Origin of the sequence: Dyella tabacisoli, from assembly GCF_003350925.1 — a bacterium.
Lineage (GTDB): Bacteria > Pseudomonadota > Gammaproteobacteria > Xanthomonadales > Rhodanobacteraceae > Dyella_C > Dyella_C tabacisoli.
The window spans coordinates 246189-260218 of record NZ_KZ857179.1 but is presented as its reverse complement, the minus strand read 5'-3'; the positions used below and the strand labels follow the sequence as shown (position 1 = coordinate 260218).

The window sequence follows — 14030 nt, the reverse complement described above, 5'->3', positions numbered from 1 at the left end:
CGCGTCGAGAGCCGTGGAGTTTAACGGGGAACGGGGAACGGGGAACGGGGAACGGGGAACGGGGAACGGGGAACGGGGAACGGGGAACGGGGAACGGGGAACGGGGAAAAGCCTAAAAAGCAGAAGCAAAAAAGCAAGAGCAAAAACAAAGAAAGTTCAAAAAAGAACGCGGACCTGCCATATCCCCTCGAACTTCATGTTCCCCATTCCCCGTTCCCTGTTCCCCGCCTAAAAAAAGAACGCGACACCACAACCACCACTCAAGCCGCATGTTCCCCGTTCCCCATCCCCCATTCCCCGCTCCATTCACGATCTCCCTGTGCCCGACAACTACAATCCCTGAGAATCGCCACAAGGACCGTCCATGTCTCATCACTTATCGCGGCCACGCCGCACCTCGCGCCTGCTTGTCATCGTGACGGGCTGGTTGCTGGCCAGCAGCGCGGTCATGGCCGCCGAGCCGAATGCCGCTCAGCGCACCGCGTTCAAGCAAGCCTATGCCGCCGCCAAGCAAGGTGACGAGAGTTGGCGTGAACAGGCCAAGGGGCTGGTCAACTATCCGCTCTATCCCTATTTGGAAGCCGCCGCACTCAGCCGTGACCTGCGCACCATGGATCGCGCTCCGGTGGAGGATTACCTGCGCCGCTATCCTGACCTGATCCCAGCCAGCGACCTACGCCGCGACTACCTGCTCGAACTGGCTCGCCGCAAAGATTGGGACGGCTTTCTGGCGCTGTATCAGCCCGGCCTCGGCGATGCCTTGAGCTGTAACGCATTGCAGGCGCGGCTCAGCAAGGGCGAAAAGCTGGATTTCGATAAGGATTTGTCTGCGCTGTGGGCCAAATCGGCGCTGCCCAGCGCCTGTGATCCGGCACTCGACGCCGCACACGACCAGGGCCTGCTCACCAACGCACGACTGTGGGAGCGCATCGACCGCGCCGCCGATGCCAATCAAGGCGGCACCATCAGCTCGCTCGCCAACTGGCTTCCCGCCGATGAAGTACAAGCCGGGCAACGCATCGGCATGGCCTTGCGCGATCCCGGCGGTGCGGTTGCCGTAGCAGCGAAGTGGCCCGATACGCCACGCCATCGCCAGGCGGCCATGCTGGCGCTGGAGCGGCTGGCCCGCCGTCAGTCCGTCACCGCCGATCAGGCCTGGCAAAAACTGCAAAGCCACTTCAATTTCAGCCCCGCACAGCGTGGCCGCATCATGAGTGCACTGGCGGTCTTCCATGCCACTGATTTCAACGAAACCGCATTGGCTCGGCTCGCCGAGCTGCCTGCATCGGCACAAACCGATGCCAGCCGCGAGTGGCGTGTACGCGTAGCGCTGTCGCAGCAAGATTGGAAAAGCGTACTGGCCGCGATCGATGCGATGCCCGACGCGCAGAAGCAAGATGGCGAATGGCGCTGGTTCCGCGCCCGTGCACTCAGCGCGCTCAACCGCGATGCCGAAGCCCGCCGCCTGCTTGCCCCGCTGGCGCAAGAACCCAGCTATTTCGGCTTTCTCGCCGCTGACCGCATCGACAGCGGCTATGCGATCTGCCCACTCGCCATGACCAACGATCCGCAGCGCGAACAGTCGCTGCTCGCCAACCGGGGACTGCAACGCGCGTTCGAGCTGTACGCGATAGATATGCCAAAGCCGGCACGGCGCGAATGGACCCAGGCGCTGAATGGCGCCGATCCCGCAACGTTGCGCCAAGCCGTCGATCTCGCTTATCGCCGTGGCTGGTACGACCGCGCGGTCTTTGTACTCAACAGTGGCGATGCGTTGCGCTATTACGAGCACCGCTTTCCGTTGGCCGGCCAAGATGGCCTGGTGCCGCAAGCCGAACAAGCCGGCATCGACCCGGCGTGGGCCTATGCCATCTTGCGCGCCGAAAGCGCCTGGATGAGCGACGCCCGCTCCGGTGCCGATGCTCGTGGCCTGATGCAGTTGCTGCCCAGCACCGCTGCCCTGGTCGCCAAACGCAACGGCCTCGCCTGGGGCGGCGGCGATACCTTGTACGACCCGATCACCAATATCGCCCTGGGCACTCGCTACCTGGCGCAAATGGCCGCCCGTTTCAACGGTGCCCCATGGCTGGCCAGCGCCGCCTATAACGCCGGCCCAGGCCGAGTCGACCAATGGCTGGCCGCACGCGGCAGCCTGGCGCCGGATCTGTTCACCGCCACTATTCCGTTCAAGGAAACCCGCGAATACGTTGCGCGGGTGATGGCGTTCAGTGTGATCTACGACTGGCGCATCAGCGGCAAGGCGGTAACCCTGGCCGAGCGCATGCCGGCGATTGGTGCGACGTATAGTCTTCCCAATGGCAGGACTCCGCGCAGGGCGGTGACTTGTCCGGCGAATGCGGTGGTGATGCCGGCTGAGGCGGCTTCAAGCGGGGCTGCGGTGCCTAGTAGTACGCGTTGATTGTGAGTGGTTTGGCGGGCTGGTTCGCCTGCGGCGGGCTTTCGGGCCCCTGCCGGGGTCCGAGTCACTTTCTCTTGAGTGGCCAAGAGAAAGTAACCAAAGAGAAGGCCACCCCGGTGAGTCGCCCTTCGGGTGCGTGAGGGTCGGCCGGGCTTTTCGACAGTGCATCCATGCACTGGCGAAAAGGCATCGACATCCATGTCGATGCCCCTGCGGGCCTTGTCGTCCGACCCTCACCGACGCACAGGGGCCCCAAGGTCAAGAGCAACGTCAAAAGCAGCCGCTGCGCCGCTTTTGCCCCTCCCCCTACTTGTAGGGGGAGGCTGGGAGGGGGTGCGTTCTTGCGGCGCGCAAGGGCTTTCGACCCTCAGATTTCCTTCGTGACGTACCATATCGGGCCAAATACTCCCGTCGTCCCCCTCATGACCATCTTGTTGTCCACTCTTAACGCCCGCTACGCGCATGCCTCATTAGGCCTGCGCTACCTGATGGCCAATGCGGGCGAATTGCGGGAGCAAATGGAATTGCACGAATTCGTGATCGGTACGAAAACCACCGAGATCGTCGAAAAGCTACTCGCGCGCCGTGCCCCCACCGGCACCACTATTCTGGGTTTCGGCGTCTATATCTGGAACGTCGAGGAAACCACCCGCGTGGTTGCGCTCATCAAGCGCATCGCACCGGAGATCGTGATCGTGCTGGGCGGCCCCGAGGTCTCTTACGAGTCGGCCGGGCAGCCGATTGTCGAGGCGGCGGATTACTTGATTACCGGCTGGGGCGACGTGACGTTTCCCGAGCTGTGCCGCGCCATTCTTGACGGCGCGCCGCCGACGCAGAAGATCATCGCCGGACGGCAACCGCCGATGGCCGAAATCGCCCTGCCTTACAACGAATATTCGGCTACCGATCTGGCCCAGCGCACGCTATACGTGGAAGCATCGCGCGGCTGTCCGTTTAAATGCGAGTTCTGCCTGTCGGCATTGGATAAGACCGCATGGCCGTTCGCGCTCGACCGTTTCCTGGGCGAATTGGAATCGCTGCATGCGCGCGGCGCGCGCTTGTTCAAGTTCGTCGACCGCACCTTCAACCTCAATATCAAAAGCAGCCTGCGGATACTTCAGTTCTTTCTGGACAAGCTCGAAGCGGCGCCGAACGATCCGGTATTCGCACATTTCGAACTGGTGCCCGACCACCTGCCCGAGGCGCTGAAGGAAAGCATCGTCAAGTTTCCGCCCGGCACGCTGCAGTTTGAAATCGGCATCCAGAGCTTCAATCCAGATGTACAAACCCTGGTCAGCCGCCGGCAAAACGATGCCAAGGCGGAGGAAAACATCCGTTGGCTGATGACCCAGTCCACCGCGCATCTGCATGTGGATCTGATTGCCGGCCTGCCCGGCGAAGATGTGGAAAGCTTTGCGCGCGGATTCGATCGGCTGGTTGCGCTGGGGCCGCACGAGATTCAGTTCGGCATCCTCAAGCGCCTGCGCGGCACACCGATCATCCGTCATACCGAAACCTACGGATTGATCTTCGACCCCTACCCGCCGTACACGATTCTCGCCACCGACCGCATCGACTTCGCCGAAATGCAACGGCTGGTGCGCTTTGCACGTTATTGGGACCTGGTCGCCAACTCAGGCCGCTTCGGCCACACCTTGCCGCTGATTCTCGGCGATACGCCGTTCGCCCGCTTTATGACTTTCGCCGATTGGCTGTATTCCGAAACTGATGCCACGCATCGGATCGCCCTGCACCGGCTGGCCGGCCTGGTTAGTCAATGGCTTTGCCTGGACGGCTACGACGAGGCCACCGTTACCGCCGTCATCGCTCGCGACTATGCCGGCCAGGGCCGCCGCACCCCCGAGGAAAAGGCCGCAGTGCGCGAGCAATACCTGGCCGCGCCGCAGCGCCAGGCTCGGCATATGGACGCCTAAACGGCAATGCGCTTCAAAGCGTGAGTACGATCTTGCCGATCGCCTCGCGGCCCTCCAGAAACGCATGCGCCTTCGCGCCGTCGCTCAAGGGAAAGCGCCCGGCTATCCGCGGCACCAGGCTACCGGCGCGAATCTGCGCGAATAGCGCAGCGGCGCGTTCGCGTCGGATATCCGCACTGGTCAGCACGTTCCACAGGTCGCCGCCGGTCAGGGTGAGCGAACGATCCATCAACAGTCGCGGATCGACCGGATCGGGGTCGCCCGCCGCCATGCCATAGAACACCACGGTTCCGCCCGTGCGTGCGCTCGCAAGACTATCGCCCAGGGTACGGCCGACCGAGTCGTAAACCACGTCGGCACCACGTCCATGCGTCAGCGTGTGCACATTGTCGACGAGGTTTTCGTAGCCGATAGCAGTATCGGCGCCAGCCTCCATCGCCGCCGCGCATTTGGCCGCAGTGGATGCCACGCCGATAACGCGCGCACCGGCCGCTTTCGCCATCTGCGTCAGCAACAGACCCACACCACCGGCCGCCGCATGGACGATCACGGTGTTGCCTGCTTGAATCTTGAAGCTGTCCGACAACAGATACTGCGCGGTAAGACCTTGCAACAATACGGCTGCCGCCGTTTCGACATGAATGTCGTCGCTAAGCGGTATCAGCTTATCGACATCGACGACCACACGCTCCGCATTGGCATACGGCATGTCCGCAAAACCGACCCGTGTCCCCACCGGAAAGCGGGAATCACCGGCGGCGGCCGTCTCGATCACGCCCGCCCCTTCGTAACCGAGAATCCATGGTGCCTGCCCGCTGAGGTGATAGTTGCCGTTGCGTCGATAGACATCGGCGAAGTTCAGCCCGACTGCCTGCATTCGCACCACGGCCTGTGCGGGGCCGGGTGATGGGTCGGCTACAGTGTCCCAGCGAAGCACTTCGGGACCGCCGAATCGGTCGAATATCAGGGCGTGCATGGGTGGCTCCGAAAGCTGAAATGTGGCATGTGGTTGGAGGGGTATTTTAGATCCTGCTGCGTCCGTTCTGTGGTCGCTAGGTTGTTCGCCTGCGGCGGGCTTTCGACCTCCTGCCGGAGGCCGAGTCACTTTCTCTTGAGTGGCCAAGAGAAAGTAACCAAAGAGAAGGCCACCCCGCGCGTCGCCCTTCGGGCTTGTGAGGGTCGGCCGGGCTTTTCGACAGTGCATCCATGCACTGGCGAAAAGGACTCGGCATCCATGCCGAGTCCCCTGCGGGCCTGATCGTCCGACCCTCACCGACGCACAGGGGCCCCAAGGTCAAGAGCAAGATCAAAAGCAAAGTCAAAGTCAAAAGCTGCGAGCGTGGCTTTTGCCCATCCCCCCTACTTGTCCCGAAAAAGGGACTTCCTTCGGTCGTAGGGGGAGGCTGGGAGGGGGTGCGTTCACGCGACGCCCCTTCACGCTTTCCCAGTTCCCATCTGCAATCGCTGACGTCGCCGCAGCGTGGGAAACATAGCCATCCATAATCCAACGACCACCAAAGTGCCGACACCGCCAACCACAGTCGCTCCGACCGCGCCGAGCCAGGCCGCAAGCAAGCCTGATTCAAATTCGCCGAGCTGATTGGATGTGTTGATGAAAATGCCGTTGACCGCGCTCACGCGGCCGCGCATCGCATCGGGGGTATCGAGCTGCACCAAGGAGCCGCGGATCACCATGCTCACCATGTCGAACGCGCCGAGTACAAACAGTGCGATCAGCGACAGCCACAAGACGGTGGATAGTGCGAAGACCAGCGTGGCGACGCCGAAGCCGGCCACTGAGGCGAACATGATCGTGCCGACGTGCCGCTGCATGCTGTGCCGTGCCAGCCAGAACGACATCAACAACGCGCCCACCGCGGGTGCCGCACGCAGGAGGCCGAGCCCCCAGGGGCCGGTGTGCAAAATGTCTTTCGCGAAAATCGGCAGCAAGGCGGTCGCGCCGCCGAGCAATACCGCAAACAGGTCGAGCGAGATCACGCCGAGTACGTCTTTGCGCTCTCGGATAAAGTGCACGCCCGCAAACAGTGTCTTCAGCGTGGCGGGCTCGCGTTTCGGTGGTGCCTGTTCGTAGCGCACCCGGCTCATCATCGTGATGGAGAGCAGATACAACACGGCGGACACGATGTAGACGACGCCTGGGCCGGCTATATACAGAAAGCCGCCGAGTGCCGGCCCCATAATCATCGCCGCCTGCATCGCCGAACCATTCACTGCCACGGCACGCGGCAGCAGGTTCGCCGGCACCAGCGCCGGCAATATCGACTGCATCGAAGGTGATTCGATCGCCTTGGCCGTGCTGATGATAAACAGCAATACCAAGACACCGATTTCATTGATCGCATGCAACAAGGTCATGCCGGCCAGCAGCGCAATCGCGATCCATTCGACGATCTGCCCGAACAACACGATACGCCGCCGCACGAACTGGTCAGCCATATGCCCTGCCGGCAACGCCAACAGCACCGAAGGAAAAAATTGCACCAGGCCGATCAGGCCAAGGTCGAGCGCGCGGCCGGTGATGGCGTAGATTTGCCAGCCGACAGCCACCGAAAGCATCTGCATGCCGAAACTCGAAGAAATCCGGGCGAACCAGAAAGCGACATAGGCACGATGGTGAAACAGCGAGTCCGTCGAAACGGATGAAGTCGATGGCATGAGTGTTCCTGGGCGGGCTGCCGCATTATCCAATGCAAAATCCCGATGGCAACGCCAGCGTGGCCTTCGACATAAAGGCACAGGTGACGAACGCACCATGCCATGACAAAGTGATCGGCCCCGCTCGCCCGTCAGTTCCCTGCCATGAAGCCCGAAGACTTGAAACTCCTCGTCACTCGCCAGATGCCTTATGGCAAGTACGAGGGCCGGTTGATTGCCGATCTGCCGGGCAACTATCTGGCCTGGTTCGCCCGCAAAGGTTTCCCGCAAGGCGAGCTTGGCCGGCTATTGGCTTTGATGTTGGAGTTGGATCACAACGGGCTGTCGTCGTTGTTGGATCCGTTAAGGGGACGGGCGCCGTTTCCTTCGTTGCAGGGTAAGGCGCCTAGTGAGTGATGGGCGACCAGGCGAGGCCTGACCCACCCCCAGCCTCCCCCTGCAAGTCCCGAAAAGGGGACTCCCTTCGGTCGCAGAGGAGGGGCAAAAGCGGCGTAGCGGCTGCTTTTGACGTTGCTGTTGCTCTTGACCTTGGGGCCCCTGTGCGTCGGTGAGGGTCGGACGACAAGGCCCGCAGGGGACTCGGCATGGATGCCGAGTCCTTTTCGCCAGTGCATGGATGCACTGTCGAAAAGCCCGGCCGACCCTCACGCACCCGAAGGGCGACTCACCGGGGTGCTCTTTCTTTTGGTTACTTTTCTTTGAGCAAGCAAAGAAAAGTGACTCGGGCCCCGGCAGGGGTTCGAAAGCCCGCCGCAGGCGAACCAGCGAGCGACAACCTCACCCAGAAATCGCCAACCGCTCCGACCGATAAAGCTGCGCAGTCACCAACACAGCCAACAACGCCGCAGCCGCACTCCCCCCCATACACAAACCAAGCTGATGCATGCTCAAGCCATCGCCGCGCAACAACTGCATGATGCCAAAGTGCTGACCCAGCAAAGGCATCGCATACATCCAGTCCTGCGCCTTCAGCGGAAACACACTCAGCAGCGCGCTGGGAATCGCCGGCACCAGCAGCAGTAACGAGAGATAGGTTTGCGCCTCGCGATAACTTTTGGCGAAGGCCGCCACCATCGATTGCAGTGCGGCCAGCAATACGATGAGCGGCAGCGACATCAACAACACGCTGGCACTGAAGCGCGGGCCAAGCTCCAGCTCCATACCGAGTTTTTCGACCGGCACGAAGCGGCCGACGATGCCGAAGGCCACCAGGCTTATCAGCAGACTCAAGGTAGAGAACGCGCAGATGGCAGCCAGCTTGCCGGCGAGAATTTTCCAGCGCGGCACCGGGTTGGCAAACAGTGGCTCCAGGGATTGCCGCTCGCGCTCACCGGCGGTGAGGTCGATCGCCAGATACATGCCGCCCATGTAAATAGTGAGGACGAAGAAGTACGGCAGCATGCCGAACATCAACACCCCACGCGCTTGTGCGCTGGCCTGATCGCGACGCGCCACGGTCACCGGCACGGCCGTTCCCGGCGACAAGCCGCGCGCCACCAGACGCATGGCGCCTTGTTGCCGCGCATAGATTTCGACCAGGTTGCTGACGCGTTCTACCGTGGTATTCGCATCGCGCTGCGAAGAGTCGTAGATCAACTCCACCTGCACCGGCTCGCCTTTGCGCCAAGAGGTGGCGTAGTCGGGTGCGATGCGCAGCACCACATCATTCTCTTGTTTACGCACCGACTGCTCGGGGTCGGCAATCGCGGGGCCGGGTACGACACCGCCGGCCTTGAGCGCATTGAGCAAGTTCGGTGCGTACTCGGCGCCGATCACCGGCACAGACAACGATTTATCGGCTTTGTCGAACTCGCGTTGTAGCGCGATGTTGAGCACCATCACGAACATCAGCGGCGCCAACAACGGGCCGGTGAGCAAGGCGCTTATCAAGGTGCGGCGGTCGCGCAAATTTTCGCGCACTTCTTTCAAAAAGACGGTGATGAAGGTACGACTACGGATGGCTGGGGTCTTCATGCGGCTAAGCCCTCGTCGCTACCGATGATTTTCACGAAGGCATCCTCTAGATTGTTTTCGCCGGTTTGCTCACGTAGTGCCTGCGGCGATTCGTCGGCTACCACGCGGCCATGGGCGATCACCACGATGCGATCGCACAGCGCCGCCACCTCTTGCATGATGTGGCTGGAGAACAGCACGCAACGCCCCTCGTTTTTGAGCTGCAACATGAATTGACGCAGCGCGCGGGTGGCCATCACATCCAGGCCGTTGGTCGGCTCGTCGAGGATTACGTTGCGCGGGTCATGGATCAACGCCCGCGCGATAGCAGTCTTTACGCGCTGGCCTTGCGAAAAGCCTTCGGTGCGCCGGTCGGCGATGTCAGCCATCTCCAAGGTTTGGATCAAGGCTTCGCGCCGGGTTTTCAGCAACGCCTCGGGCAAGCCGTGCAGGCGGGCGAAGTAGTCGATGTTTTCGCGCGCGGTAAGCCGCTTGTATAGACCGCGTGCATCGGGCAATACGCCGAGTTGACGGCGAACGGACAAAGGATCGACGGCTGCGTCGATGTTATCCACCAGCACCTGACCCTGGTCCGGCGCCATCAAGGTGTAGAGCATGCGCAAAGTGGTGGTTTTACCGGCGCCGTTGGGGCCGAGCAAGCCGGTGATTTCGCCATCGCGTGCGCGAAAACTGACCCCGTCGACCGCCTTTACCGTGCCGAAAGTTTTATGCAGATCCTTGACTTCGATCATGGCGTGGCTCCGTTGAAGTCGACAAAGATCGGTGTTGCCTGCAGCCGATCCAGGCAGCTTGCATCGAGCTTGGCCGGTGCGAGATCTTCGATAAAGCGCTTGAGCAGCTTGGGTGCGCAACCGGCGGCGATCACGTTGTGTCCCTGCCCTTTAAGCACCAGATGACGGGCGTTGCTCAGGCCTTTTGCCACCTCGTCACCGTTGCGCGGTGGTGTCACCGGATCGTATTCGCCGGATAACAACAACACCGGTTTGTCGGTTTTCAACGGCTGATGGAAATCGGCGGGGCGCGTACCTTTGGGCCATACCGAACACACGGCCTGCAAGGTATCGATCATGCGTGTGCCGAGAATGCTGTGGGCGTCTTGCGGGCGTGGGGTGAGCAAGTCGGCGTCTTCGCTGCAGATCACCGAAGACTGCATGCCGCCGTTCATGGTGTCGGCCAAGTCGCCCGACAGCAGTTTGGCCTGCCCCAGCAGCGGGCCGACATCGCCATGGGCGGCGGCATCGATCGACAGCGGCAACAAGGCAGCGGTGAGGGGCGTATAGGCGAACATGCGTACCACGCTGGCCAGTGAGTATTCGTCGAGCGGCCGTTTCACAGTCTTATAGGTTTGCGGATCGCGAAAACTGACCGCATGCGGATTCGCCCGTAGTGCATCGCGCAGTTGATACAGCGTTTGGTAGGGGTCACCGAAGCGTTGTTTGCAAACCGCATCGGCGGCGCAACGCGCGAACTGCGCTTTCAACGCGGCATCCAGGTTTGGCGCGAAATCTTCGCCAAGCACCAAGGTATTGGGCACCACGCCATCGAGCACCATGCTGCGCACGGCATCGGGATGGCGCAGCAGATATTGCTGGGCCATTCGCGTGCCGTAGGACACGCCGACCAGGTTGAACGTCGGCGCGCCGAGCGTGGGCGTGCCGAGTGCCTGGCGCACGTCTTCGAGATCTTGCACGGCTACGGTGGTGGTGTAGTAGCGCGGATCGGCCTTGCCTTCGAGCTGCTTGAGGCAGCGAGTCGCCTCGTTGCGCAGCTTGCCGGGATTGAAGCCGCTGATGCCCTCTTCGTCATCCGTGTCGGCCTCGGCGCCTGGCTTGCAATCGAGTGGATGCGAGCTGCCGGTGCCGCGTTGATCGAGCAGCACGATATGGCGATGGGCTTGCAAAGGTTGCAATGCGGCAGCAACGCCCGACCAGGATTCCGTCGCCGCTTGCCCCGGCCCGCCGGCGAGCAGCACCAGCATGTCGCGGCTGGCCACTTGCGCGTTACTGCGAATCACCGCCAGCTTGAGGGTGATTTTGCGGCTGCCGGGGTCGTCGCGGTTCTCGGGTACATCGAACGGCGCGCACCATGCGGCCGTCGAAAGCCCGCTGTTGGGCTGAGCCAACTCGCAGGCCGTCAAGGTCAACCGGCCGAGCTGCCAGGTGGCTGGCTTGGCCTGTACGGGCTTAGCCGTTGACGCGGCTGGCGCGATGGCCGGTGTTTCAGCATCGGTCGTTTGCTGGCCGCGTTTATGCTGATAGTTCCAGCCGAGCAGGCCCAGCGCTATCGCCAAGGCGACAAGGCGCCGCACTGTGCGTCCCTTGATCGTCATTCGTTCTCTCCAGGTTCGAATATCGTTTCGATCGGCTGCCCGAACAGGCGCGCGATCTTGAAAGCCAGCGGCAGGCTGGGGTCGTACTTGCCGGTTTCGATGGCATTGATGGTTTGTCGCGACACGTCGAGGTGCTCGGCCAGATCGGCCTGCGACCAGCCCTTGTCGCTGCGCAATTCGCGGACTCGGTTGTTCATGGGTTGGTCGTCATTCGGCGCGATAACGCCGCTCGGCCCAGCAGTGCGCCGTGCCATAAACGACACACAGCCCCGGATAGACCCAAAACAGAATCGTCCCATCCAGCGCGATGACCTTGGCCGCGATCTGAAAACCCAACGCCATGCTGAGCAAACCAATCACGCCCGTAGCCAGCGCCAGCGCTTCAAGATGCAGCCGCCGCTGCAATTCATCGCTGCCCAGAACGAAACGCACCATCGCGCGAATGACTAGAGCGATCGGCACCACCGGCAGCAGCGCGATCAAGGCTTTCACCCATAAGAGCTGTGTCTGAGCTGCCAGCGGCCAGACGAAGAGCATCATGAGTACATAAGCCGTCATCGCCGCGGTGAACTCGCGCTTGTAGCGACGATCGACCGCGCGCACATACTCACGTGGATTCATTACATAACCAATCCAGAAAAACATCCCCACTGCCGCGCAAAGCGCGCCCATACCTGCGATGCGTCCGCCACTCTCCACACAGACCACGCCAACGCCCATCAGCACGAAGGCCAACAGCAGCAACCATCGCCGCCAAGGTGAGCGCTGGTTGGCCGCGATGGCTACCGACGACGACTCGGTCTTGCGCAACGCAGGGGGACGATCTGATGCAGACGTCTTTTGCATGGAAGCCTCGGCTTTACCTAAGTAATGTCAAGTAAGCTTGACATCGGTACGTTAGCGGCAGGGCTTACCTCATGTCAAGCACCCTTTACATTTATGGGGTAAATGCAAAGAAAAGTCTTTGCTTTGCGGGGACTTCACGGCAAAAATCTGACGCAGACCGTCACTTTTGGACCGGGGCTAAGAAATTGGCGCCTGGTTAACGGCGGTTTGCCCAGAAAATGCAGTGTGCCAGGGACTCACTGCCGACAAATTTGTGATCGACATCACGTATTGGCCCGATTACTGCTTATAGCCCCCCAAGCGATCTGGAAAGCCGGCCGACCGCACGTCGGGGGGAGATTGCCCAGCAGCCAGGTAGACGCAATCGGGAAGCTCGAAGCTGTTTTGTCCAGGAATGCGTCGGAATCCGTCTTAACCAACATCACGTTTTTATCTAAAGGATCACAGGGTATGAATAAAACGCTTCTTTCCGCTGTACTGCTCGCCGGGCTCGGCATCGTTGCGATCGCTCCGCGCACGGCTAGCGCCGTGGACGGCACGATCACCATCAACGGTACCGTTACGGCCTCCACCTGTAAGATCAATGGCGCGAACAGCCCGGCCGCGATCGCAGTGACGCTGCCGACCGTGTCGACCACCTCGCTGTACGCCAGCGGCGTAACCGCCGGCCGTGCCGCTTTCAACATTGCCTTGAGCAATTGCGGCGCCCTGACCAAGGCCACCACGTTCTTCGAAACCGGCCCGACCATCATGGCCGACGGCAACCTGAAGAATGCCACCGGCACCGCTACCGGCGTCGAAGTGCAGCTCCTCAACAATGACTTGTCGGTAATCAATCTGGCCAACGGCAGCACGGCACAGAACTCCGCTCAAGGCACGCTGACCGCTGGCGCCGGCACGCTGAACTATTACGCGCAGTACTACGCCACCGCCGCCGCTGGCGCCGGCAGCGTAGCTACCAGCGTTCAGTTCACCATGCAGTACCAGTAAGTCGCGTGACGCATCGCGCCGGAGCCGCTCATGGCGGTTCCGGCGCAACGCTGCCAATGAAGGCGGCACCACGATCGCAATGAGGTTTCCCCGATGAGGAAGTTTGTCTGCGCACTGCGCGTGGGCCTGTTGGCTTGTTGCCTGTGCGCCGCCGGCGTGCATGCGAATGTGCTGATCGGCGGCACCCGCGTGGTGTTTCCCGCAAAGGACGGCGAGGTCACCGTGCGCCTCACCAACGACAACGAGCGGCCCGTGCTGGTCGAGTCCTGGATCGACCGTGGCGATGCGCACTCCACGCCCGAGTCGGTGGATGTGCCCTTCCTGATTACTCCGCCGCTGTTCCGCATGGACGCGAAGAAAGAGCAAAGCCTGCGCATTGTCTACACCCACGAGCAATTGCCGGCCGATCGCGAATCGCTGTTTTGGCTCAACGTGCTGGAAGTGCCGCCCAAACCCACGGGCGCCGAAGCACAAAGCCAGAACTTGCTACAGCTCGCGCTGCGTTCGCGGCTGAAGCTTTTTTACCGCCCCGCCAATCTCGCGGGCGATCCTTTGAAGGCACCGGCCCAGCTAACCTGGAAGGCCGTGGCCGATGGCAAGAACGTCGCGCTGGAAGTACATAACCCGACGCCGTACTACATCACGCTTACCGAGCTGTCGCTGACCGTCGCCGGTAAACCGCTGACCGCCGAGACCGGCATGGTTGCGCCGATGGCCGACCTGCGCCTGCCGGTACAAGCGCTGGCGAACAAGCCGGCGGCAGGCACGCCGGTGAGCTTCACCGCACTCAACGACTTCGGGGCCCCGGCCACCTTCACGAGCACGATCGCGCCGTGATTGCCGAGCGCATAGCAAACCGTCA

At 61.7% G+C, this 14030-nt stretch carries 12 protein-coding genes; 5 read left to right on the top strand and 7 right to left on the bottom strand.

Features of this window, described 5'->3' with window-relative positions:
* Window positions 1–364: 364 nt before the first annotated feature.
* Together DVJ77_RS16110 and DVJ77_RS16105 are read left to right on the top strand one after the other, a co-directional pair.
* Entirely contained in the window at window positions 365–2419 is a 2055-nt protein-coding gene (locus DVJ77_RS16110) for a transglycosylase SLT domain-containing protein (RefSeq protein ID WP_114846536.1), read from the top strand.
* A 422-nt stretch (window positions 2420–2841) separates the two neighbouring features.
* The gene (locus DVJ77_RS16105; RefSeq protein ID WP_114846535.1) at window positions 2842–4353 is read left to right on the top strand and encodes a B12-binding domain-containing radical SAM protein; all 1512 of its coding nucleotides are present in this window, start codon (window positions 2842–2844) and stop codon (window positions 4351–4353) included.
* Window positions 4354–4366: 13 nt separating this feature from the next.
* Here the strand turns inward: DVJ77_RS16105 and DVJ77_RS16100 are convergent, their stop codons facing one another.
* Complete coding sequence (locus DVJ77_RS16100; protein ID WP_114846534.1) at window positions 4367–5329, bottom strand: quinone oxidoreductase family protein; 963 nt, start codon at window positions 5327–5329, stop codon at window positions 4367–4369.
* Window positions 5330–5787: 458 nt separating this feature from the next.
* On the bottom strand, window positions 5788–7029 hold the full coding sequence (locus DVJ77_RS16095; RefSeq protein ID WP_114846533.1) for an MFS transporter: 1242 nt from the start codon (window positions 7027–7029) through the stop codon (window positions 5788–5790).
* Window positions 7030–7173: 144 nt separating this feature from the next.
* Between DVJ77_RS16095 and DVJ77_RS16090 the strand changes: the two genes are divergently transcribed.
* Window positions 7174–7425 (top strand): DUF3820 family protein, encoded by a 252-nt coding sequence (locus tag DVJ77_RS16090; protein WP_114846532.1) that lies wholly within the window; start codon window positions 7174–7176, stop codon window positions 7423–7425.
* Window positions 7426–7806: 381 nt separating this feature from the next.
* On the opposite strand, the gene DVJ77_RS16085 is transcribed toward DVJ77_RS16090, so the two are convergent.
* Genes DVJ77_RS16085 through DVJ77_RS16065 form a run of 5 tightly spaced genes read right to left on the bottom strand, consistent with a single transcriptional unit; the run spans window position 7807 to window position 12178 of the window.
* Window positions 7807–9003, bottom strand: a complete 1197-nt coding sequence (locus DVJ77_RS16085; RefSeq protein ID WP_114846531.1) for an ABC transporter permease — start codon at window positions 9001–9003, stop codon at window positions 7807–7809.
* A complete protein-coding gene (locus DVJ77_RS16080; RefSeq protein WP_114846530.1) occupies window positions 9000–9734 on the bottom strand; it encodes an ABC transporter ATP-binding protein in 735 nt (244 codons plus the stop codon). The genes DVJ77_RS16085 and DVJ77_RS16080 overlap by 4 nt, the downstream gene beginning before the upstream one ends.
* Window positions 9731–11332, bottom strand: a complete 1602-nt coding sequence (locus DVJ77_RS16075) for an alpha/beta hydrolase (RefSeq protein ID WP_114846529.1) — start codon at window positions 11330–11332, stop codon at window positions 9731–9733. The genes DVJ77_RS16080 and DVJ77_RS16075 overlap by 4 nt, the downstream gene beginning before the upstream one ends.
* On the bottom strand, window positions 11329–11529 hold the full coding sequence (locus DVJ77_RS16070) for a helix-turn-helix transcriptional regulator (RefSeq protein ID WP_114846528.1): 201 nt from the start codon (window positions 11527–11529) through the stop codon (window positions 11329–11331). Before DVJ77_RS16070 ends, DVJ77_RS16075 begins: the two co-directional genes overlap by 4 nt.
* Before the next feature lie 10 nt (window positions 11530–11539).
* Complete coding sequence (locus DVJ77_RS16065) at window positions 11540–12178, bottom strand: hypothetical protein (RefSeq protein ID WP_162791524.1); 639 nt, start codon at window positions 12176–12178, stop codon at window positions 11540–11542.
* A gap of 450 nt (window positions 12179–12628) precedes the next feature.
* Here DVJ77_RS16065 and DVJ77_RS16060 point away from each other — a divergent pair, with 450 nt between their 5' ends.
* Window positions 12629–13168 carry a fimbrial protein gene (locus DVJ77_RS16060; protein ID WP_114846526.1) on the top strand — a complete coding sequence of 180 codons (540 nt, stop codon included), beginning with the start codon at window positions 12629–12631 and terminating at the stop codon, window positions 13166–13168.
* 93 nt (window positions 13169–13261) lie between these two features.
* On the top strand, window positions 13262–14005 hold the full coding sequence (locus DVJ77_RS16055) for a fimbrial biogenesis chaperone (protein WP_114846525.1): 744 nt from the start codon (window positions 13262–13264) through the stop codon (window positions 14003–14005).
* Window positions 14006–14030: the final 25 nt, after the last annotated feature.